We start from the raw sequence: 20,194 nt of genomic DNA, 5'->3' as shown, positions 1-20,194 counted from the left end.
TCCCGGGCTTGACCGGGGACCCACCTTCCTGTGGCCGGAAGCAGACGGCCGGTGGGTCCCGGATCAAGTCCGGGATGGCGCGTGTGTTTCGTCGCCGCTCCGCCACGCTTCGGCGCGAGCGTGGCCGCGTTCACATTGCCCTAAGCCTTTGCGCCCCATCTAGTCGCGCATAGTGATCCGTTCGATTTTCCATTCGACCGCCATGGGGCTGGCCGCGGTGCTGCTTGCGTCCGCTGCGGCCGCGCCCGCTCAGGTGCCCGAGCGGCCTGCCGACCGGCTGTCGCGCTATCTCCGCGAACTTGCCGCCGATCCGACCAGCCTGTCGGCGCTGATCGGCGCCGGCCAGGCGGCGCTCGACGTCGGCGACGGCAATGCCGCGCTCGGCTTCTTCGCGCGTGCGGACGAACGTTCCCCGCGCAATGGCCAGATCAAGGCCGGTCTCGCCCGAGCGCTGCTGATGGTCGACAATCCGCGCGAGGCGCTGAAGATGTTCGACGCCGCGCGCTCGCTGGGCGTGCCGGAGATCGAGATCGCGGGGGATCGCGGCCTTGCCTATGACCTGCGCGGCGATACCCGGAAGGCGCAGCACGACTATGCGCTGGCGCTGACGCGGGGGGCCAATGACGAGGTCACCAAACGCTATGCGCTGTCGCTCGGCATCAGCGGCGAGCGGGAGCAGGCGCTGAAGCTGATCGATCCCTTGCTCTACAAGCGGGACCAGGGCGCCTGGCGCGCACGCGCCTTCGTACTGGCGATGACCGGCGACCTGCCCGGCGCGAGCCGGATCGTCCACAAGGTCATGCCGGAGCGCATGGCCCAGACGATGGACCCGTTCCTGGCCAAGCTGTCGGCGCTGAACCCGGCGCAGAAAGCGGCGGCGGTGCATCTGGGCGAAATGCCGGCCAATGTCCGCGTCGCATCGGCCGAGCCGATCCCGCAGCCGACCGCGCCCCCGACCTATTATGCGCCGACGCCTGCCCCGACCCAGGCCGCACGGACCCAGGCGCAGCCGACGCGCCGCGGCGCACGGGCAAGCGCGCTGCTCGCCTCGCCCCCGCCTGAAAAGGTCCGGGCGAAGCCCGTTCCCACGCCGACGCCCACGCCGACGCCAGCACCCTCGCCCGCGCGCCTCGCTGCGACCGAACCGGCCACGCTGCCGCCGGCCGAGCGCGGCGATCTCGACGCGATCATGCGCGATATCCGCTCGGCGGCCGCGCAGGACGCGCCGGTGCGCAGCCCGGTCCGCGTCGCGCAGGCCGCGCCCCGCCCGACGCCGACGCCCACGCCGCGTGCTGCTGCCAGGAAGGAAGAGGCGGCCGCGAAGGCTAAGACGACCCAGGCTGACGAGGATTGCAAGCCGGCGCCGCGCAAGGTGAAGGGCAGGGCGGTCAAGACGACCTGCGCGCCGGCCGCCAAGGCGACGAAGGAAGCCGCGGCCAAGAAGAAGGGCGAGCCGAAGAATCCTGCGCGCATCTGGGTGCAGGTCGCGGGCGGCGCCAACGACGACGCCTTGCCCAAGGAGTGGGCCCGCGTGACCGCAAAGGACGCGACCCTGAAGGCGAAGGGCCCCTGGACCGCCAAGAACCGGGCGACCAATCGCCTGCTCGCCGGCCCATACAAGACCGACGATGAAGCGCAGGCCGTCGTCCGCAAGCTGCGCAAGGCGGGGATCGGCGCGTTCCAATGGCACAGCGACGCAGGCGAGGCGGTCGAGAAGATCGGGGGCAAATGAGGGGCCTGAGCTCCTGGGCCTGCGATCCCGCCCGGAGCCGCGGCCGCCTGCATCCGGAAGAACGCACCGCCCTGCGCGGGCCGCGGGATGAATATCAGCGCGACCGGGACCGGGTGATCCATTCGATCCCCTTCCGTCGGCTGCGGCACAAGACGCAGGTGTTCGTCGCGCCCGACGGCGACCATTTCCGCGTGCGGCTGACCCACAGCCTGGAAGTCGCGCAGATCGGCCGCACGATCGCCCGCGCGCTGGGGCTGAACGAGGACCTGACCGAAGCCCTGTGCCTGGCACACGACATCGGCCATCCGCCGTTCGGCCATGCGGGGGAGGATGCGCTGAAGGCCGCCACGGCGCATGCCGGCGGCTTCGATCACAACGCCCACACGCTGCGCGTGCTGATGCGGATCGAGAAACCCTATCCGCGCTTCGATGGGCTTAACCTGACCTGGGAAACGCTGGAGGGCCTGGCCAAGCACAACGGCCCGATCGAGCACCCGAGCTGGGCGATGGCGGAAGCGAATGCCGCGTTTCCGCTGGAGCTGGGCAGCTGGCCATCCCTGGAAGCGCAGGTCGCCGCAGTGGCGGACGACATCGCCTACGACAATCACGACATCGACGACGGCCTGCGCGCCGGCCTGCTCGGCCGCGAGCAGATCCTGGCGGTGCCGCTGGTCGCGCGCGGCTGGCGGGCGGCGCAGGAACGCTATCCCGACATTTCCGAGCGGCGGCTACTGTCGGAGCTGGTGCGCTCGCAGATCGGCCTGATGGTCAACGACCTGATCGCCGAGACGCGGCGCCGCATCCGCGAGACTGGCGTTGAGACCGTAGAGGACGTGCGCGCCGCCGGGCAGGCGCTGGTCGGCTTCAGCCACGCGATGCGTGCCGAGGAGCGCGAGCTGAAGCGCTTCATGTATCGCGAGCTCTACCACCATGAGCGGCAGCTGGAGGCAGCGCGGATCGCGGCTGTGATCGTCGGCGGGCTGTTCGGCGCCTATGCCGGCGATCCGTCGCGGCTTCCGGACGGCTGGCGCGAAACCCTGCCGCCCGCGGATCCCGAGCGCAGCCGGCACATCGCCGACTTCATCGCCGGCATGACCGATCGCTACGCCATCGCCCGCTATCGCGAGTTGGTCGGGCCACTTGACCTGCCCGAGGGGTTCTAGGGTTCACGCTCGCGCCGATCTCCGTTACACGCGCGGCTTTCCAGACCGTTCGGATCCGAATGACTCTCCACGCCCGCTTCACTGCCGCCATCGACGCGGTGCTCGATGACCTCACGACCGACGGCACGCTGCCGGCCGGATTGCCGCGCGCCGCGGTGACGGTCGAGCCGCCGCGCGATCCGTCGCATGGCGATCTCGCGACCAATGCGGCGATGGTACTGGCCAAACCGGCGGGCACCAATCCGCGCGCGCTGGCGGAGAGGATCGTCGCGAAGCTGACGGCGCTGCCCGAGGTGGCGGGCGCGGAGATTGCCGGCCCGGGGTTCATAAACCTGCGCCTGACGGACGGGACCTGGCGCGAGGAGCTGCGCGCGATCCACGCGGACGGCGGCGACTATGGCCGCTCGTCGGTGGGCGCGGGCAGGAAAGTGAATGTCGAGTACGTGTCCGCCAACCCGACGGGGCCGATGCACATGGGCCATTGCCGGGGCGCGGTGGTCGGCGACGCGCTTGCCGCGCTGCTCGAATATGCGGGGCATGAGGTTGTCCGCGAATATTATGTCAATGATGCCGGGGGGCAGGTCGACGTGCTCGCCCGCTCCGCCCACCTCCGCTACCGCGAGGCGCTCGGCGAGGACATCGGCGAGATTCCCGAAGGCCTTTATCCGGGCGACTATCTGAAGCCGGTGGGGGAGGCGCTCGCGGCCGAGTTCGGCAGGCGCTTCGTCGACGCGCCGGAAGCCGAATGGCTGAAGCTGTTCCGCGAGCGCGCGGTCGCGGCGATGCTGGTGATGATCAAGGCGGACCTCGCCCTGCTCGGCATCCATCACGACTTGTTCGCGTCCGAGGCCGAGGTGCAGGCGGCGGGCAAGCCGGAGGCCGCCGAGCAATGGCTGCGCGCCCACGACCTCGTCTATGACGGCTTCCTAGAAGCGCCGAAGGGCGAGACGCCGGAAGATTGGGAGCCGGTCGAGCTGCCGTTGTTCCGCTCGACGAAGTTCGGCGACGATCAGGACCGGCCGATCAAGAAGTCCGACGGCAGCTGGACCTATTTCGGCGCCGACATGGCCTATCATTTCCAGAAGGCCCAGGACGTCGACGCGATGATCGACATCTGGGGCGCCGACCATGCCGGCACCGTCAAGCGGATCAAGGCAGCGGTCGCGGCGCTGACCGAGAACAAGGTCCAGTTCGACGTCAAGCTGATCCAAATGGTGCGGCTGCTGCGCGCCGGCGAGCCGGTCAAGATGTCGAAACGCGCCGGCAATTTCGTCACGCTGGCAGATGTGGTGCGCGAGGTAGGCAAGGACGTCGTCCGCTTCACGATGCTGACGCGCAAGGCCGACGCGCAGATGGACTTCGACTTCGCCAAGGTCGTCGAGGCGTCGAAGGACAACCCGGTCTTTTACGTGCAATACGCCCATGCCCGCATCCGCTCGATCGCGCGACGGATCAGGGAGGCGGGGATCGACTGCACCGGCACCCCCGATCTCGACCGGCTGGACGTGGAGGAGCTGGCGCTGGTGAAGCTCGCCGCGCAATTCCCGCGCGTGGTCGAAGGGGCGGCGGCGGCGCGGGAGCCGCACCGGATCGCTTTCTACCTCTACGATCTGGCGGCGGCGTTCCACGCCTTCTTCAACATGGGCAACGACCGGCCGGACCGACGCGTGCTGGTGGCGGACGATCCCGCGACGACCTGCGCGCGGCTTTATCTGGTCGACGGGATCGGGCAGATCATCCGCAACGGCCTCGGCATCATGGGGGTGACCGCGGTCGAGGAGATGCATTGATGGCGCATGACCCGTACGCGCTGTCCGACGAGGATCGGCTGCCCTGGCTGGAGCCGGTCGACGAGGTCGACGAGACTCCGCGCGGGCCGTCGCTGGGCTGGGTCATGCCGCTGCTCGGCTTGCTGCTGCTCGCTGTAATCGCGGTCGGCGCAGTCTGGTGGTGGCAGAACCGTGAAGTGACGCCGTCGGGATCGGGGGCGCTGATCCAGGCGCCGAAGGAGCCGTACAAGGTCCGCCCCGCCGAGGAAGGCGGCACCAGGTTCGAAGGCCAGGGCGACGTGGTGTACAAGACCAGCCAGGGCCAGCAGGTGGAAGGCAGCCTCGACCTGAGCGCGGTTCCCGAGGCGCCGGTGACGCGCGCGCCGCCGGCGCCCCGGGTCGAGCCCAAGCCTGCGCGCAGCGCGACGGCCGAGGTTGAGGACGGCGACGCAAAGCCGCTCGCAAAGGCGCCCCCGCCGGCCGCGGCGGAGCCGGAAGGCCCCGCCGGCGCGACGATCCAGCTCGGCGCCTTCCCGAGCGAGGCGAGCGCGAAGAAGAGCTGGGACACCAAGTCCAAGCGCTTCGCCTATCTTGCGGACCTGGGCCATAGCGTCCTGAAGGCGGACGTGAACGGCCGCACCTATTACCGGCTCCGCGTCACTGCCGGCTCCGCCGCGCAGGCGAAGGACATCTGCGCGCGGCTGAAAGTGGCGGGGGAGAGCTGTCTTGTCGTGCAGTGACGTGGTCCTCCCCTCGCTAAGCGAGGGGAGGGGGACCATGCGGAGCATGGTGGAGGGGCCGTCGGCGCAGCCGACGGTGCTCACCCTCCGCTTCGCTGCGGGCCCCTCCACCACGACGCTGCGCGTCGCGGTCCCCCTCCCCTGCGGAGCAGGGGAGGATTTATGAAGTCGGTCATATTCGGCCTGTCCGGGCTCGAGCTCACCGTTGACGAGCGCGGCTTCTTCCGGGATGCGGACCCGGCCGGCTATATCCTGTTCAAGCGCAATTGCGGCGACCGGGTGCAGCTTCGGGCGCTGACCGACTCGCTGCGCGACCTGCACGGGCGCAGCGACCTGCTGATCATGATCGACCAGGAAGGCGGGCGCGTCGCGCGGATGCAGCCGCCCGAATGGCCGGCCTTCCCCCCCGGCGCCGCGTTTGACGCGCTCTACGAGAAGGCACCGATCTCCGCGATCGAGGCGGCGCGGGCGAATGCCGAGGCGATCGGGCTGACCTTGAGCGAGGCCGGCATCACCGTCGATGCACTGCCCCTGCTCGACGTGCGGCAGGAAGGCGCGAACGACGTGATCGGCGACCGCGCCTATGGCCATGAGCCGATGCGCGTCGCCGCGATCGGACGCGCGGTGATCGAGGGGCTGCAGGCAGGCGGCGTCACCGGAATCGTCAAGCACATGCCGGGGCACGGCCGGGTGCTGGTCGACAGCCACAAGGCGCTGCCGATCGTCGAGGCGAGCGAGGACGAGCTGGAGAGCGACCTGCGGCCGTTCCGGCAGCTGAACTGGGCGCCGATCGGCATGACCGCGCACATCGTCTATTCCGCCTGGGACGACGCCCGGCCGGGCACGCTGTCCGCCTATGTGATCGAGACGATCATCCGCGAGCGGATCGGCTTCAACGGCCTGCTGATAACCGATGATATCGACATGAAGGCGCTGTCCGGCACCCCGGCCGAGAAAGCGTGCGGCGCGATCGAGGCAGGCGTGGACCTGGTGCTCGATTGCTGGGCGCGGATGGATGAGATGGTCGCGATCGCCGACGCGCTGCCGGACGCGGGCGCGAAGACGCTGGAGCGGCTGGAGCGGGCGCTCGCGTTCCGCAAGGCGCCAGAGCCGGCGCGGTTGGCGGAGCTGGTGAAGAAAAGGGACGAGCTGCTGGGGCTGGTTTGAGTCCTCCCCAAGCTTGCTTGGGGAAGGGGACCAAGGCGCGAAGCGGCTTGGTGGAGGGGCGGAGCGCAGCGACGTGCAGAACCTCCGCTTCGCTCCGGCCCCTCCACCGCCTGCGGCGGTGCCCCTCCCCATCTTCGATGGGGAGGAATAAGAAGGGCCATGTCCACCGAATCGGACGCCCTCACGATCGATATTGACGGCTGGGAAGGGCCGCTCGACCTGCTGCTGGCGCTTGCCCGCGCGCAGAAGGTGGATTTGCGCGAAATCTCGATCCTGGCGCTGGTCGAGCAGTATCTGGCCTTCATCGCCGATGCGAAGGCGCTGAAGCTGGAGATCGCCGCCGATTACCTGGTGATGGCGGCGTGGCTCGCTTACCTCAAGTCCGCGCTGCTGCTGCCGAAGGACCCGACGATCGATCCGAGCCCGGAGGAACTGGCGCTGAGGCTCCAGATCCGGCTGCAGCGCTTGCAGGCGATGCGCGAGGCGGGCGCGCGGCTGATCGCGCGGGACCGGATCGGCCGCGACGTGTTCCTGCGCGGGCACCCCGAGGGCCTGCGCGTGGTGCGCAGGAGCGACTGGCAGGCCGACCTGTACGAGCTGATCGCTGCCTATGGCGCAGTGATGGCGCGGACGCGGCCGGTGGTGCACCAGGTGATGCGCCGACCGGTCATGTCGCTCGAGGAAGCGCTGCAGCGCGTCGAGGCGATGCTGGGCCAGAAGGTCGACTGGACTCGGATCGAGGCGTTCCTGCCCGGCATTTCCGACCCGCAGCTGCGCCGCTCCGCGCTTGCGTCCAGCTTCGTTGCCGCGCTGGAACTGGCGAAGCAGGGCAAGGCCGAGCTGAAGCAGGACGAGGCGTTCGCGCCGCTGTTCGTGAGGGCCGCTTGATCCCTCGATACGCTGTCTCGATACGCTGCGGTGCAGCTACTCGACAGCTACTCGGGACGAGCGGATTTTGCGTTCCGTTCGTCCCGAGTAGAGACCGAGTAGCGCCGCCAGGCGCGTATCGAGGGCTCATATCGAGGGATGCTACGATGGGAGCACCCGGTGGCTGAACTTGATCCCGCCGTTCGGGCGGTGGAGGCGGTGCTGTTCGCGGCCGAGGCGCCGCTGACGCCGGACGAGATCGCCGCCTATGTCGGGCCAGATGTCGAGTTGAAGCAGGCGCTGCGGCTGCTCCGGGAGGATTATGCCGGGCGCGGCGTCGAGCTGGTCGAGCGGGGCGGGCGCTGGCATTTCCAGACCGCGGCGGACATGGCGCATTTCCTGCGGCGCGAGCGCGAGGAGCCCAAGCGGCTGAGCCGCGCCGCCGTCGAGACGCTGGCGATCATCGCCTATCAGGAGCCGGTCAGCCGCGCCGAGATCGAGGCGATCCGCGGCGTGCAGATTTCCAAGGGCACGCTCGACGTGCTGATGGAGGCGGGCTGGGTGCGGCCGGCCGGGCGCCGTGAAGGGCCGGGGCGGCCGCTCCTCTACGCGACTACGCAGGGCTTCCTCACCCATTTCGGGCTGAAGACCCGGCGCGACCTGCCGGGGATCGACGACCTGAAGGCGGCGGGCCTGCTCGACCCGGTCGAGGCGACATTGGGCGACGTCGAACTGGAAAGCGTCGACGAGAGCGATTAGATAGGGCGTGTGATGGCGCCCTCCCGGCGCGCGGCGGCGGCTGCCGCCCTCAGGAGAGATCGATATGGGCGGTTTGAGTATCTGGCATTGGCTGATCGTCGGCATCGTGGTGATGCTGCTGTTCGGCAAGGGCCGCTTTTCCGACCTGATGGGCGACGTCGCCAAGGGCATCAAGAGCTTCAAGAAAGGCATGGCCGAAGAGGACGAGCCGGTGCGGGAGCGCCGGGTCGAAGCGCTCGACAAGCCGCGCCCGGCCGCGACGGTGGAGAAGGAACCGGTCGAGGAGCAGCGGCCGCTGTAGGCTGCCGGTGCAGCCAAAAATCCGACTTGCCTGAGCTTGTCGAAGGCCTTCTCTTCTTTCTTCGGCTTCTGCGCAAAGAAGAAGGAAAGGGCTTCGACAAGCTCAGCCAAGCCGGTGTTTGGTTGTGACACACTTGTTCCACCTCTGACAGTTGCGCCGATCCCTTTCCGCGTGATACGCGCGCCGCTTTGAAGCCGGCCGGTGCCGGCTCGACCTTTATCAGGCGTCCGACCACACGATGTTCGAATCTCCCGCTTACGCCCAGGCCGCCGGTCAAGCCGGTGCGAGCTCCGGCGCCGCTTTCTTCGTCCAGATGATCCCGCTGCTGGCGATCTTCGTGATCTTCTGGTTCCTGCTCATCCGCCCGCAGCAGCGCCGGATGAAGCAGCACCAGGCGCTGATCGCCGCCGTCAAGAAGGGCGACACCGTCGTCACCGGCGGCGGCCTGGTCGGCAAGGTGACCAAGGTCGAGGACCAGCATGTCGAGGTCGAGCTGGCGCCGCAGCTGCGCGTGCGCGCCGTCAAGTCGACGCTCAGCGACGTGACGCCGCTCGGCGGTTCGAAGCCCGCGAACGACTAGGCCGGCCTGATGCTCGAATTCCCTCGCTGGAAACGGCTCTACATCGTCGGATTGCTGCTGATCGGCATCCTGCTGTCGGTGCCGAGCTTCGTTCCGCAGCACCTGATGCCGTTCAAGGCGCCGCGCATCAACCTGGGTCTCGACCTGTCGGGCGGCTCGCACCTGCTGCTGGAGGCCGACGCGACCAGCCTGCTGAAGCAGCGGCTCGAGCAGATGAGCGAGACGATCCGCACCGAGATGCGGCGCGGCGATCCCCGGATCGAGATCGGCGACATCTCCACCGCCGGCGGCCGGCTGACGTTCTTCGTCCGCGACGTGACCAAGATCGACCAGGCGGTCGAGCGCGCTCGCGCCCAGACCACCGGGATCGGCGTCACCGGCCAGCGCGACTGGGACGTGCGGGTGGTGGATAGCAACCGCATCGTCATGACGCCGACCGCGGCCGGCCAGAAGGACGCGGTCGACAAGGCGATGGAAGTGGCGACCGAAGTCGTCCGCAAGCGCATCGACGAGCTGGGCACCCGCGAGCCGACGATCATCCGCCAAGGCTCGACCCGGATCGTCGTCCAGGTGCCGGGCCTGCAGAATCCGGCCGCGCTGAAGGCGCTGCTCGGCAAGACCGCGAAGCTGGAATTCAAGCTGGTCGACGTCACCGCGTCGCCCACCGACGTCGCCGCCGGCCGCGCGCCGGTCGGCAGCCAGATCCTGCCCTATCCGGACAATCCGCTCGGCGTGCCGCGCATCGCGGTTCACCGTGGCGTGCTGATTTCGGGCGACCAGCTGATCAACGCCACCCAGGCCTTCGATCAGCGCACCAACGCACCGGTCGTGAACATCACGTTCAACGGCCAGGGTGGCCGCCGCTTCGCCAAGGTGACGCAGGAGAACGTCAACAAGCCGTTCGCGATCATCCTCGACAACCAGGTGATTTCGGCCCCGAACATCAACGAGCCGATCCTGGGCGGCACGGCGCAGATTTCCGGCAACTTCACCGTCGAGAGCGCGAACGAGCTGGCGATCGCGCTGCGATCGGGCAAGCTGCCGGTCGATCTGAAGGTGATCGAGGAGCGCACCGTCGGGCCGCAGCTCGGCGCCGATTCGATCAAAGCCGGCGTGACCGCATCGATTCTGTCGGTTGCGCTGGTGGTCGCCTTCATGCTGGTGACCTATGGCCGGTTCGGAATCTACGCCAACGCGGCCGTCATCATCAACGTCTTCGTGATCCTGGGCGTGATGTCGCTGCTGAACGCGACGCTGACCTTGCCCGGCATTGCCGGCTTCGTGCTGACGATCGGCACCGCGGTCGACGCGAACGTGCTGATCAATGAGCGTATCCGGGAGGAGAAAAGGCGCGGGCGCGGCGTCGTCCAGGCGGTCGAGCTCGGCTACAAGGAAGCCAGCCGCACGATCTTCGAGGCGAACACGGTCCACACCATTTCCGGCCTGATCATGCTCGTGCTGGGCTCCGGCCCGGTCAAGGGCTTCGCGGTCGTGCTGCTGATCGGCATCGTCACGTCGGTGTTCACCGCCGTCACCTTCACGCGCATGCTGGTCGCCGGATGGATCCGCCGCAACCGGCCGACGGAGATCCATATCTGATGCGCCTGCTGAAACTCGTTCCCGACAACACGAACCTTCCGTTCGTCAGCCTGCGCCACTGGGCGTTCGGCATCACGGCGGTGCTGACGCTCGCGGCGATCGCGCTGGTCGGCGTGCGCGGCCTGAACCTGGGCGTCGATTTCGTCGGCGGCCTGATGATCGAGGCGAAATTCGACCAGCCGCCGCAGCTGGACAAAGTCCGCGCGACGATCGACCGGCTTGGCGTGGGCGAGGGCTCGTTACAGACCTTTGGCGATCCCAAGACGGTATCGATCCGTCTGCCGGTCCCGGAGAATGCCGACGAAGGCGCGACGAACCGGGTCGTCCAGCGCGTGCAGACCGCGCTGAAGCAGGTTTATCCGACGATCCAGTTCAGCCGCTACGATACCGTGTCCGGCAAGGTGTCGGGCGAGCTGATTCGCAACGGCCTGCTCGCGGTGGTGCTGGCGGTGCTCGGCATCGCGATCTTTTCCTGGCTGCGTTACGAATGGCAGTTCGGCGTCTCGACGTTCGTCGCGATCATGCACGACGTGCTGATGACGATGGGCTTCTTCGCGCTGACGCGGCTCGAGTTCGACCTGAACATAGTCGCGGCGGTGCTGACCATCATCGGCTATTCGATCAATGACAAGATCGTCATCGACGACCGGATTCGCGAGAATATGCGCAAATACCGGCAGATGGACATGCGGTCGCTGATCGACCTGTCGGTCAACGAGACGCTGCCGCGCACGGTGATGACCTCGGTGACGATCCTGCTCGCGCTCGGCGCGCTGCTGATCTTCGGCGGCCATGTGCTGCGCGGCTTCACCGCGGCGATGATCCTCGGCATCGTGATCGGCACCTATTCGTCGATCTACGTCTCCTCCTCGCTGCTGATCACGCTCGGCCTGCGCCCGGGCGTGCCGCTGGGCGGGCAGAGCGACGAGAAGCCGAGCGTGAACGTCGGCAAAAGGTGAAGATCGACCGGAACCCGCGCGCGGCGGGGCCGGTGGTGACCGGCTTCGCCGGCAGCGGTTTCAAGGTCGACGGCGAGGCGACGCCCGGCGGGGTGCTGCTGACGCCGGAATGGTGGCAGCCGTGGGATGGCGCGCTGACTCTCGACGCGCTGGAGCCGCTCGCCGCGATCGGACCGGAATTCATCGTGATCGGCACCGGGCCGACGCTGGTGCGGCCGGCGCGCGAACTGGTCGCGGCGCTCGACGCGCGCGGCATCGGGGTCGAGCCGATGGACAGCCGCGCTGCCGCGCGCGCCTGGGGGATGCTGCGCGGCGAGGACCGCTGGATCGCCGCCGCGCTGATGCCGCTTTCCCTTCCTGCCGCCGCTCGCTAGAACCCGCCTCCGATGCGTAACTCCGTGCTGAAGCCGTTTGCCGCCCTGATCGGCCTGTCCCTTCTCACCACTGCCTGCGCCACCGGCCGCGGCGGCAAGAAGGAACTCGCCTACGTCGCGCGCGACGTGAACTCGCTCTACACCGCGGCGAAGACGCGGCTGGACCAGCACCGCTACAAGGAAGCGGCGCTGCTGTTCGACGAAGTCGAGCGGCAGCATCCCTATTCGGTGTGGGCGCGGCGCGCGCAGCTGATGAGCGCGTTCAGCTATTACCTGGCCGGCAATTACGTCGAATCGATCGGTTCGGCGCAGCGCTTCCTGGCGGTGCATCCGGGCAACAAGGACGCGCCCTACGCCTATTACCTGATCGCGCTCGATTATTACGAGCAGATCAGCGACGTGACCCGCGACCAGAAGATCACCCAGCAAGCGCTGGACGCGCTGGGCGAGCTGATCCGCCGCTACCCGAACACCGACTATGCGGCCGACGCGCGGCTGAAGGTCGACCTGGTTCGCGATCACCTCGCCGGCAAGGAAATGGAGATCGGCCGCTTCTACCAGCGACGCGGCCAGTGGCTGGCGGCGACGATCCGCTTCCGCCACGTGATCGACGAGTATCAGACCACGACCCACACGCCCGAGGCGCTGGAGCGGCTCACCGAAAGCTATCTCGCGCTCGGCATCCCCGAGGAAGCGAAGAAGGCGGCGGCAGTGCTGGGCGCGAACTATCCCGGCAGCATCTGGTACCAGCGCGCGTACAAGCTGATGCAGGAACATCCGGTTCCAGGCTCGGCGTCGTAAGCCCGGCCTCGTGATGGCGGACTTGATCCGGCATCCGCCTGCCTATTCCGACGTCTGATAAGAAAAGGTGGGCCCCGGATCATGTCCGGGGTGACGAGAACCGATGTGTCACGCTAATCACGGCCCATGCTGACCGGCCTCTCGATCCGCGACGTGGTGCTCATCGAGGCGCTGGAGCTGAGCTTCGGACAGGGCCTCGGCGTGCTGACCGGCGAGACAGGCGCGGGCAAGTCGATCCTGTTGGACGCGCTGGGGCTGGCGCTCGGCGCGCGCGCGGACAGTTCGCTGGTGCGCCAGGGCGCTGCGCAGGCGTCGGTGACGGCGACGTTCGAGCCGGTGTTCGATGTCGCGGCGCTTCTGGCGGGAAGCGGCATCGAGGCCGAGCCCGGCGAAGCCCTGATCGTGCGCCGTACGGTACGCGCCGACGGCGGCAGCCGTGCTTTCGTCAACGACCAGCCGGTCTCCGCCGCGCTGCTGCGGGAGCTTGGCGGCGCGCTCGTCGAGATTCACGGCCAGCATGACGATCGCGGGCTGCTGAACGCACGCGGCCACCGCGCGCTGCTCGACGCGTTCGGCAGCCTCGACACGGCGGGCGTCGCGGCGGCGCACCGGCTGTGGCGGGCCGCCGCCGAAACCTTGGCCCATGCTCGCGAGGAACTGGACAATGCGGCGCGGGACCGGGAATGGCTGGAACATGCGGTCGCCGAATTGCGGGCGGCGGCGCCGGAGCCGGGCGAGGAGGAAATGCTCGCCGAGGCCCGCGCCAACATGCAGCGCGGAGCGCGGCTGACCGACGATCTGGCAGCGCTCGACCAGCATCTGCAAGGCTCGGCCGGCGCTCTGTCCAATCTGCGCCAGGCGGCGCGGCGGCTGGACCGGATGGGATCGGAGCATCCGATGCTGGCCGAAGCCCTGTCCGCGCTCGACCGCGCGGTGATCGAGGCGGCCGAGGCGGAAGACCGGATCCAGCGGGCGAAGGAAGCGCTGGCGCACGATCCGGCCCGGCTGGAGCAGATCGAGGCGCGGCTGTTCGACCTGCGCGGGCTCGCCCGGAAATACCGGGTCGAGGTCGACGGCCTGCCTGCCCTCGCCGAGGAGCTTGCCGGGCGGCTTCAGACGATCGAGGCGGGCGGCGAGGGGCTCGCGCGGCTCGAGCGCGAGGCGGCGAAGCGGCGCGCGGATTACGAAGCGCTGGCGGCCGCGCTCAGCGCGGCGCGCGAGGCGGCTGCAGGCCGGCTCGATGCGGCGGTGACGGCGGAGCTGGCGCCGTTGAAGCTGGACGCGGCGCGCTTCCGGACGACAGTCGAGACGCTGCCGGAAGAGCAATGGAGCGCTGCCGGGCGCGACCGCGTCGAATTCCTGATCTCGACCAACCCAGGCGCGCCGTTCGGGCCGCTGGCCAAAATCGCGAGCGGCGGCGAGTTGTCGCGCTTCATCCTGGCGCTGAAGGTCGCGCTGGCCGAGGAAGGCGGTGCGGCGACGATGATCTTCGACGAGATCGATCGCGGCGTCGGCGGCGCTGTCGCCAGCGCGATCGGCGAACGCCTCGCCCGGCTGGCGGAGCGCGCGCAACTGCTGGTGGTGACCCACAGCCCGCAAGTCGCCGCCCGCGGCGCCAGCCAGTGGCTGATCGCCAAAAGCCATGACGGTCTCGTCACCCGCACCGGCGTCCGCGCGCTGGACGAGGACGAACGCCGCGAGGAAATCGCCCGAATGCTGTCGGGCGCGACAGTGACGGACGAGGCGCGAGCGCAGGCGGTGCGCCTGCTGGAGGCGGCTTAGCCTTCTTTCGTCACCCCGGGCTTGACCCTGGGTCCCGCTTCCTTTTGTCAGTCCGACGAAAAGCGGGACCCCGGCTCGGAGGCCGGGGTGACGGAGAGAAGCGCAAATGGCAGATCAACGGACATGACCGAAACGGAAGCCGCCGAGCGCCTTGCCTTTCTCGCCGCCGAGATTGCGCGGCATAGTCGGCTTTATCACACCGACGACGCGCCCGAGATTTCGGACTCCGAGTATGACGCGCTGGTGCGGGAAAATGCCGCGCTGGAGGCGGAGTATCCGCAGCTGGTGCGCGCCGATAGTCCGGCGAAGCTGGTCGGGGCGGCGCCGGCGGCGCATCTGGCGAAGGTTGCTCATGCCAGGCCGATGCTCAGCCTCGACAACGCCTTTTCCGACGAGGATGTGCGCGAATTCGTCGGGCGGGTGCGGCGGTTCCTGAACCTGGCCGAGGGGGAGCCGATTGCGCTGACCGCAGAGCCGAAGATCGACGGGCTGTCCTGCTCGCTCCGCTACGAGCGCGGGCGGCTGGTGCTGGCGGCGACGCGCGGGGACGGGACGGTCGGGGAGGATGTGACCGCGAACGTTCGGACGATCGGGGACGTGCCGCACCAGCTGTGCTCCGGCGAAGGCCAGTGCTCTGCGCTCGCACCGCTCCGGCCTTCGCCGGAGCACGCGGTGCCGGAGACATTCGAAATCCGCGGCGAAGTTTACATGTCCAAGGCCGACTTCGCCCAGCTGAACGAGCGGCTGGCGGGGGAGCGGGTGTTCGCCAATCCGCGCAATGCCGCCGCCGGATCGCTGCGGCAGAAGGACCCGTCGGTCACTGCGTCGCGGCCGCTGTGCTTTCTCGCGCACGGCTGGGGCGAGGCGTCGGCGCTGCCCGCCGATACACAGGCCGGCATGATGCGCGCGATCGAAAGCTGGGGACTGCCGGTGACCGATCTGCTGGTGCGGGTCGAGAATGTCGACGAGGCGCTGGCCCATTACCGCAAGATCGAAGCAATGCGCGCCGACCTGCCGTTCGACATCGACGGCGTGGTCTACAAGGTCGACCGGCTCGACTGGCAGGCGCGGCTGGGGCAGGTCGCGAAAGCGCCGCGCTGGGCGATCGCACATAAATTCCCGGCCGAGCGCGCGCAGACCACGTTGCTGAGCATCGACATCCAGGTCGGCCGCACCGGCAAGCTGACGCCGGTTGCGCGGCTGGAGCCGGTGACGGTCGGCGGCGTCGTCGTCACCAACGCGACGCTGCACAATGCGGACGAGATCGCGCGACTGGGCGTCCGCCCCGGCGACCGGGTGACGCTGCAGCGCGCGGGCGACGTGATCCCGCAAATCCTGGAGAATCTGACGCCCGACGAAATGCGCCCGGATTATGTTTTCCCCACCACCTGCCCCGAATGCGGTTCGGACGCGGTGCGCGAGGAAGGCGAGGTCGATATCCGCTGCACCGGCGGGCTGATCTGCCCCGCGCAGCGGGTCGAGCGGCTGCGCCATTTCGTCAGCCGCGGCGCGATGGACATTGAGGGGTTGGGCGGCAAGCAGATCGAGGACTTCTTCCGCGACGGTCTGATCCACAGCCCGGCCGACATCTTCAGGCTGAGCGAGGAGCAATTGGTCGCGCGCAAGAAGGACGGGCGCGTCTGGGCAGGCAATCTGCTCCGCGCGATCGCGGACAAGACCGCGCCCGATCCGGTGCGTTTCCTGTTCGGCATCGGCATCCGCCATGTCGGCACCGTCACCGCGCGCGACCTGATGCGGCATTTCGGCACGGTCGAGGAGTTGGCGCAGATTGCGACAGCGGCGGCGACCGAGCCGGCGGAGTTCGAGCGGCTGACTCATGTCGAGGGCGTCGGGCCCGTGGTCGCCCAGTCGCTCGCCGACTTCTTTGCCGAGGAGCATAACCGTGCCGCGTGGGATGACCTGCTCAGCGTCGTCAGCCCAAGACCATTCGAGGCGAACGAGCGCGCGTCGCAAGTGACCGGCAAGACGGTCGTGTTCACCGGCACGCTGGAGACCATGTCGCGCGACGAGGCCAAGGCGCAGGCATTGTCGCTGGGCGCGAAAGTGGCCGGATCGGTATCGGCCAAGACCGACCTGGTGGTGGCGGGGCCGGGCGCGGGATCGAAGCTGAAGAAGGCCGAAGAGCTCGGCATCCGCGTGATCGACGAAGCGGCGTGGGCGGATATCGTCGCTTCTGCTAGATAACGAGGCGGAACGGGCCACGGCCCGGCTCGTTCCTCAGAGCGGGTCCAGCCAATGCAGGGGTCCTGTCATGGTTCGTGCGGCGGTCTTTCTTTCGGTCGCGATGCTGACGACCTCACCGGCTTGGGCTGCGGTGCTGATGGACTCCGCTCCGTCCGCGCCGGCGGACCGGCCAGTCCTGCCGCCAAGCGCCAACGGCCTTCCGCGCGGTCATGTCGTGATCGACAATTTCGAGAACACGTTGAAGGACGACGCGATCTTCGCGAGCTACGATGCGGCACCCGCCGCCGTGCCCGCCGCGCCGAACGTCTCCGCCGCGCCGGAGCCGGCGACCTGGGCGATGATGCTGGGCGGCTTCGTCCTGGCCGGTGCAGCGATCCGCCGCCGCGCGGCGCGGGCGTTGCCATCGCGCTGACCGCGCGCCCATGGAACCGGAACGCCTGATTCCGGTTGTGCAACGAGCCCCGGCGCGGTCGGACACATCGCCACTGCTGCCGGAGCACGTGAGTCGCTTTGCGGTTTTCTCGACAAGGGGAGAGCTGCCGTGATTCGTCCTTCATTGATTCTGCTGGCCGCCGGTACCGCCCTGGCTTCATCGCCGGCCGCTGCGGCGGTGCTGGTCTATACTGCCTCGCTGATCGGCGCGCACGAGGTGCCGCCGGCCGCGACGCCCGGTTCGGGGTTCGCGGTCGTCACGGTCGACGACGTCGCGAACACGATGCGGGTGCAGGTCGACTTTTCGGGTCTGGTCGGCAACACCGTGGCGTCGCACATCCATTGCTGCCAGCCGGCCGGCACTAACGCCCAGGTCGCGACGACCACCCCGACATTCCCGGGCTTCCCGCTCGGCGTGACGGCGGGCACTTACGATCAAACCTTCGATATGACGCTCGCCAGCTCGTATAATCCGGCGTTCGTGACCGCTCATGGCGCCAACGTGACCCAGGCCCGCACCGATTTCTTCGCGGGACTGGCAGCGCGACAGGCCTATCTGAACGTCCATTCGAGCGTGTTCCCGGGCGGCGAGATCCGCGGCCAGCTGTTCGCGCGGGTCCCCGAGCCGGCGTCGTGGGCGCTGATGCTCGCCGGCTTCGGCCTGTTGGGCGGCGCGGTGCGGGTGTCCCGGTTCAGAACCACTGCATCACTGTCGCGCTGAACGGAGTCCAGGCGCCAACGCGAACACCCGCGCGGGCAAGCATGCGGCTGGTCCACCAGTTGCAGGTGCGGATCGCGTCATAGTGGCCACGTGCCGGGTAGAAGACGTCGGCGACATCATAGCCGCGGATGGGGCGGCGATCGGCCGGATCGAAGCTGGCGCGGATCGCCGCCGCCAGCCGGTGGTACTGTTCCGGGCTCAGCCGGATCGGACGCGCGTCGCCCCAGGGCGCGAGCAGATGGTCGACATGCATCAGCGTGCGGTCGCTGCCGGCCAGCGCATGGAGGGCAGTGCGGGGCGACAGCTCGCGCCAGGTCGGCGTGTTCAGGTAGAAATCGCGCTCGCCCCAGCCGAACCACAGCCAGCGCCCGGCATAGCGCGGGTCGGCGATGTCCTGCGGCCGGGCGATCGTGGACCAGTCTATGCCCCCTGCGCGCGCGGGCAGCACGAGGCCGGTGTGGATGCCGTTTGTCGCGACATAGATGGTGACGCCGTCCCCGGCCTCCCGCCAGCCGGCATTGCGCGGGACCGCCCCGCCGATCGCGCCGGCTGCGAGGTAGAGCAGCGGAAGCATCAGCAGCCAGCCGAGCAGCCTCAAGCGAGCGTCCTCCCTAGATATCGCGGGCCCAATTTTCCCGGCCGGTGACATCGGGAATCGGCCCGGCGAAGGCCTGCTCGGCGGCGGTCAGGCGCAGGATCGTCCAGTCGCCGCGCGTCTCCGCCTCCGCGACCGTGCAGCCGGTCGCGCGATAGGCCGCCTGCACTGCCTCCGCCTGCGTGGCGAGCAGGCCGGCGAGCACGATCGTCGCATGGGGCGCGGCGATGGCCGCGATTTCAGGCGCCATCGCGATCAGCGGCCCGGCCAGGATGTTCGCGAGGATCAGGTCATAGGGACCCGCCGCGGTGATGACCGGATCGCGCGCGCCATCCGCGACGACCAGCTCGATCCCGTCGACGCGATTCAGTGCGGCGTTCTCGCGCGTGACGTCGATCGCGACCGGGTCAATGTCGGTCGCCGTCACCCGCGCGCCGGGCCAGAGATGGCGCGCCGCGAATGCGAGCAGGCCGGTGCCGGTGCCGAGATCGATGGCGTTTGTGAAGCCGCGCCCGGCGAGCCGGTCGAGCATCGCGAGGCAGCCCGAGGTCGTTGCATGATGGCCGGTGCCGAACGCCTGGCCGGCGTTGATCAGGAAAGCGCGTTCGCCAGGCAGAGCCGCGACCGGGTGAGCGTCGGTATGCACGAGGAAGCGCCCTTCGCGGATGGGCTCCAGCCCCTGCTGGCTCATCGCCACCCAATCGGCATCGGTGAGCGGCTCGATCCGGGGCGCGATGCCGGCGGCACTGGGCACCAGTGCGCGGATGGCGGCGATCATCGCCGCGTCGGGCTTGGCCTCGCTATAGGCGTCGAGGCGCCATTTCTCGACATCGTCCTCGACCGTCTCGGTCGTCATCAGCACCGCGTCGATCGCGATCGCGCCCGCATCGATCGCCTCCGCCTCCGCGCGGGTGCACGGGAGCGTCAGCTTCCAGCTGTCAGCGGACATAGCTCGCGCCGTTGATGTCGATGACGGCACCGGTCATCGACGGCGGCGCCTCCAGCGCGAGGTAGCGGACGGCGCTGGCGACTTCGTCGGGCGTCGCGACCCGGCCGAGCGGGATGTCGGCCAGCAATTTGTCGCCGCCGCGGCTCGCCAGATAGTCGTCGGCCATGCCGGTCATCGTGAAGCCGGGACAGACCGCAAAGGCGAGGATGTTTTCCCGCGCAAAGCCGCGGGCGATCGACTTGGTCATGCCGACCATTCCGGCTTTGGACGCGGCATAATGCCAGTGCGCCGGCGAGTCGCCGCGGTAGGCGGCGCGGCTGGCGACGTTGACGATCCGGCCGCCGCCATGCTCGCGGAAGTGGAGCACGGCGAGGCGGCAGAGCTCGGCCGAGGCGGTCAGGTTGATCCGAATCGTCCGTTCCCATTGGCCGACCCATTCATCATGGGCGAGGTCGATCGGCGCCGCTTCGAACACGCCGGCGTTGTTGACCAGCACGTCGATCCGTCCGCCCAGCCGCTCCAGCGCACGGTCCCACAGCCTGCGGGGCGTGGCCGGATCGGCGAGGTCGCCGTCGGCGCTGCTAGTGCCGACAAGATTCTGGGACTGAAGCGCCTCGGCGCAGGCCGCGCCGATCCCGCGCGATGCGCCGGTGAGGAGGACGTTGGTCATGATGGCGGCGGTTACCCGCAGTTGCTCAA

Annotated in this window: 19 protein-coding genes and 1 pseudogene; 17 read left to right on the top strand and 3 right to left on the bottom strand. The window is 68.8% G+C overall.

Translation table 11 applies throughout. The annotated features are described in order from the left end of the window. Nucleotides 1–172 precede the first annotated feature (172 nt). The 17 genes and pseudogenes from GON01_RS12095 to GON01_RS12015 all read left to right on the top strand — a co-directional run bounded on the left by GON01_RS12095 (nt 173) and on the right by GON01_RS12015 (nt 17,951). Nucleotides 173–1,732: an SPOR domain-containing protein gene (locus tag GON01_RS12095; RefSeq protein WP_157027639.1), complete on the top strand. Its 1,560-nt coding sequence runs from the start codon at nt 173–175 to the stop codon at nt 1,730–1,732. Continuing rightward, nucleotides 1,729–2,895, top strand: a complete 1,167-nt coding sequence (locus GON01_RS12090; protein ID WP_157027638.1) for a deoxyguanosinetriphosphate triphosphohydrolase — start codon at nt 1,729–1,731, stop codon at nt 2,893–2,895. Before GON01_RS12095 ends, GON01_RS12090 begins: the two co-directional genes overlap by 4 nt. A gap of 59 nt (nt 2,896–2,954) precedes the next feature. After that, nucleotides 2,955–4,685 carry an arginine--tRNA ligase gene (gene argS / locus GON01_RS12085; protein ID WP_157027637.1) on the top strand — a complete coding sequence of 577 codons (1,731 nt, stop codon included), beginning with the start codon at nt 2,955–2,957 and terminating at the stop codon, nt 4,683–4,685. Further along, a complete protein-coding gene (locus GON01_RS12080) occupies nt 4,685–5,404 on the top strand; it encodes an SPOR domain-containing protein (protein WP_157027636.1) in 720 nt (239 codons plus the stop codon). Before argS ends, GON01_RS12080 begins: the two co-directional genes overlap by 1 nt. A gap of 162 nt (nt 5,405–5,566) precedes the next feature. Then, on the top strand, nt 5,567–6,571 hold the full coding sequence (gene nagZ / locus GON01_RS12075; RefSeq protein WP_157027635.1) for a beta-N-acetylhexosaminidase: 1,005 nt from the start codon (nt 5,567–5,569) through the stop codon (nt 6,569–6,571). 159 nt (nt 6,572–6,730) lie between these two features. After that, the gene (locus GON01_RS12070) at nt 6,731–7,459 is read left to right on the top strand and encodes a segregation and condensation protein A (protein ID WP_157027634.1); all 729 of its coding nucleotides are present in this window, start codon (nt 6,731–6,733) and stop codon (nt 7,457–7,459) included. A gap of 138 nt (nt 7,460–7,597) precedes the next feature. After that, nucleotides 7,598–8,197: an SMC-Scp complex subunit ScpB gene (gene scpB / locus GON01_RS12065; protein WP_157027633.1), complete on the top strand. Its 600-nt coding sequence runs from the start codon at nt 7,598–7,600 to the stop codon at nt 8,195–8,197. Between the two features lie 64 nt (nt 8,198–8,261). Next, nucleotides 8,262–8,498 (top strand): twin-arginine translocase TatA/TatE family subunit, encoded by a 237-nt coding sequence (locus GON01_RS12060; RefSeq protein ID WP_157027632.1) that lies wholly within the window; start codon nt 8,262–8,264, stop codon nt 8,496–8,498. A gap of 238 nt (nt 8,499–8,736) precedes the next feature. Then, entirely contained in the window at nt 8,737–9,078 is a 342-nt protein-coding gene (yajC, locus tag GON01_RS12055) for a preprotein translocase subunit YajC (RefSeq protein WP_157027631.1), read from the top strand. A 9-nt stretch (nt 9,079–9,087) separates the two neighbouring features. Further along, a complete protein-coding gene (secD, locus tag GON01_RS12050; RefSeq protein WP_157027630.1) occupies nt 9,088–10,677 on the top strand; it encodes a protein translocase subunit SecD in 1,590 nt (529 codons plus the stop codon). Continuing rightward, nucleotides 10,677–11,636: a protein translocase subunit SecF gene (gene secF / locus GON01_RS12045; protein WP_157027629.1), complete on the top strand. Its 960-nt coding sequence runs from the start codon at nt 10,677–10,679 to the stop codon at nt 11,634–11,636. The genes secD and secF overlap by 1 nt, the downstream gene beginning before the upstream one ends. Further along, on the top strand, nt 11,633–12,010 hold the full coding sequence (locus GON01_RS12040) for an Mth938-like domain-containing protein (RefSeq protein WP_309503200.1): 378 nt from the start codon (nt 11,633–11,635) through the stop codon (nt 12,008–12,010). The genes secF and GON01_RS12040 overlap by 4 nt, the downstream gene beginning before the upstream one ends. Before the next feature lie 12 nt (nt 12,011–12,022). After that, on the top strand, nt 12,023–12,811 hold the full coding sequence (locus tag GON01_RS12035; protein WP_157027628.1) for an outer membrane protein assembly factor BamD: 789 nt from the start codon (nt 12,023–12,025) through the stop codon (nt 12,809–12,811). 126 nt (nt 12,812–12,937) lie between these two features. Then, nucleotides 12,938–14,593: a DNA repair protein RecN gene (gene recN / locus GON01_RS12030; RefSeq protein WP_157027627.1), complete on the top strand. Its 1,656-nt coding sequence runs from the start codon at nt 12,938–12,940 to the stop codon at nt 14,591–14,593. Nucleotides 14,594–14,716: 123 nt separating this feature from the next. Next, complete coding sequence (gene ligA / locus GON01_RS12025; RefSeq protein ID WP_157027626.1) at nt 14,717–16,798, top strand: NAD-dependent DNA ligase LigA; 2,082 nt, start codon at nt 14,717–14,719, stop codon at nt 16,796–16,798. A 307-nt stretch (nt 16,799–17,105) separates the two neighbouring features. Beyond that, a pseudogene (locus tag GON01_RS17435) lies at nt 17,106–17,210 on the top strand (PEPxxWA-CTERM sorting domain-containing protein); the annotation flags it as partial. Between the two features lie 129 nt (nt 17,211–17,339). Then, a complete protein-coding gene (locus tag GON01_RS12015) occupies nt 17,340–17,951 on the top strand; it encodes a CHRD domain-containing protein (protein ID WP_309503198.1) in 612 nt (203 codons plus the stop codon). Here GON01_RS12015 and GON01_RS12010 read toward each other — a convergent pair. From GON01_RS12010 to GON01_RS12000, 3 genes are read right to left on the bottom strand one after another with little or no spacing between them, the layout of a single operon-like run. Next, nucleotides 17,923–18,549, bottom strand: coding sequence for a TIGR02117 family protein (locus GON01_RS12010; RefSeq protein ID WP_232328822.1), 627 nt, complete (start codon nt 18,547–18,549; stop codon nt 17,923–17,925). The two genes, GON01_RS12015 and GON01_RS12010, sit on opposite strands and share 29 nt — an antisense overlap. A gap of 13 nt (nt 18,550–18,562) precedes the next feature. Next, nucleotides 18,563–19,495, bottom strand: coding sequence for a 50S ribosomal protein L11 methyltransferase (locus GON01_RS12005; RefSeq protein WP_157027624.1), 933 nt, complete (start codon nt 19,493–19,495; stop codon nt 18,563–18,565). After that, nucleotides 19,485–20,165 carry an SDR family NAD(P)-dependent oxidoreductase gene (locus GON01_RS12000; RefSeq protein WP_157027623.1) on the bottom strand — a complete coding sequence of 227 codons (681 nt, stop codon included), beginning with the start codon at nt 20,163–20,165 and terminating at the stop codon, nt 19,485–19,487. The genes GON01_RS12005 and GON01_RS12000 overlap by 11 nt, the downstream gene beginning before the upstream one ends. Nucleotides 20,166–20,194 lie beyond the last annotated feature (29 nt).

The sequence above is a fragment of the Sphingomonas horti genome (assembly GCF_009753715.1).
Taxonomy (GTDB): Bacteria; Pseudomonadota; Alphaproteobacteria; order Sphingomonadales; family Sphingomonadaceae; genus Sphingomonas_B; species Sphingomonas_B horti.
This window is presented reverse-complemented; position numbering and strand designations above follow the sequence as displayed.

Bases quoted from the DNA above. Each gene is read 5' to 3' on its own strand.
- secF (WP_157027629.1), top strand. From the start codon at position 10,677: ATGCGCCTGCTGAAACTCGTTCCCGACAACACGAACCTTCCGTTCGTC.
- yajC (WP_157027631.1), top strand. From the start codon at position 8,737: ATGTTCGAATCTCCCGCTTACGCCCAGGCCGCCGGTCAAGCCGGTGCG.
- GON01_RS12090 (WP_157027638.1), top strand. From the start codon at position 1,729: ATGAGGGGCCTGAGCTCCTGGGCCTGCGATCCCGCCCGGAGCCGCGGC.
- GON01_RS12035 (WP_157027628.1), top strand. From the start codon at position 12,023: ATGCGTAACTCCGTGCTGAAGCCGTTTGCCGCCCTGATCGGCCTGTCC.
- secD (WP_157027630.1), top strand. From the start codon at position 9,088: ATGCTCGAATTCCCTCGCTGGAAACGGCTCTACATCGTCGGATTGCTG.
- nagZ (WP_157027635.1), top strand. From the start codon at position 5,567: ATGAAGTCGGTCATATTCGGCCTGTCCGGGCTCGAGCTCACCGTTGAC.
- argS (WP_157027637.1), top strand. From the start codon at position 2,955: ATGACTCTCCACGCCCGCTTCACTGCCGCCATCGACGCGGTGCTCGAT.
- recN (WP_157027627.1), top strand. From the start codon at position 12,938: ATGCTGACCGGCCTCTCGATCCGCGACGTGGTGCTCATCGAGGCGCTG.
- GON01_RS12080 (WP_157027636.1), top strand. From the start codon at position 4,685: ATGGCGCATGACCCGTACGCGCTGTCCGACGAGGATCGGCTGCCCTGG.
- scpB (WP_157027633.1), top strand. From the start codon at position 7,598: ATGCTACGATGGGAGCACCCGGTGGCTGAACTTGATCCCGCCGTTCGG.
- ligA (WP_157027626.1), top strand. From the start codon at position 14,717: ATGACCGAAACGGAAGCCGCCGAGCGCCTTGCCTTTCTCGCCGCCGAG.
- GON01_RS12060 (WP_157027632.1), top strand. From the start codon at position 8,262: ATGGGCGGTTTGAGTATCTGGCATTGGCTGATCGTCGGCATCGTGGTG.
- GON01_RS12070 (WP_157027634.1), top strand. From the start codon at position 6,731: ATGTCCACCGAATCGGACGCCCTCACGATCGATATTGACGGCTGGGAA.
- GON01_RS12005 (WP_157027624.1), bottom strand. From the start codon at position 19,495: ATGTCCGCTGACAGCTGGAAGCTGACGCTCCCGTGCACCCGCGCGGAG.
- GON01_RS12000 (WP_157027623.1), bottom strand. From the start codon at position 20,165: ATGACCAACGTCCTCCTCACCGGCGCATCGCGCGGGATCGGCGCGGCC.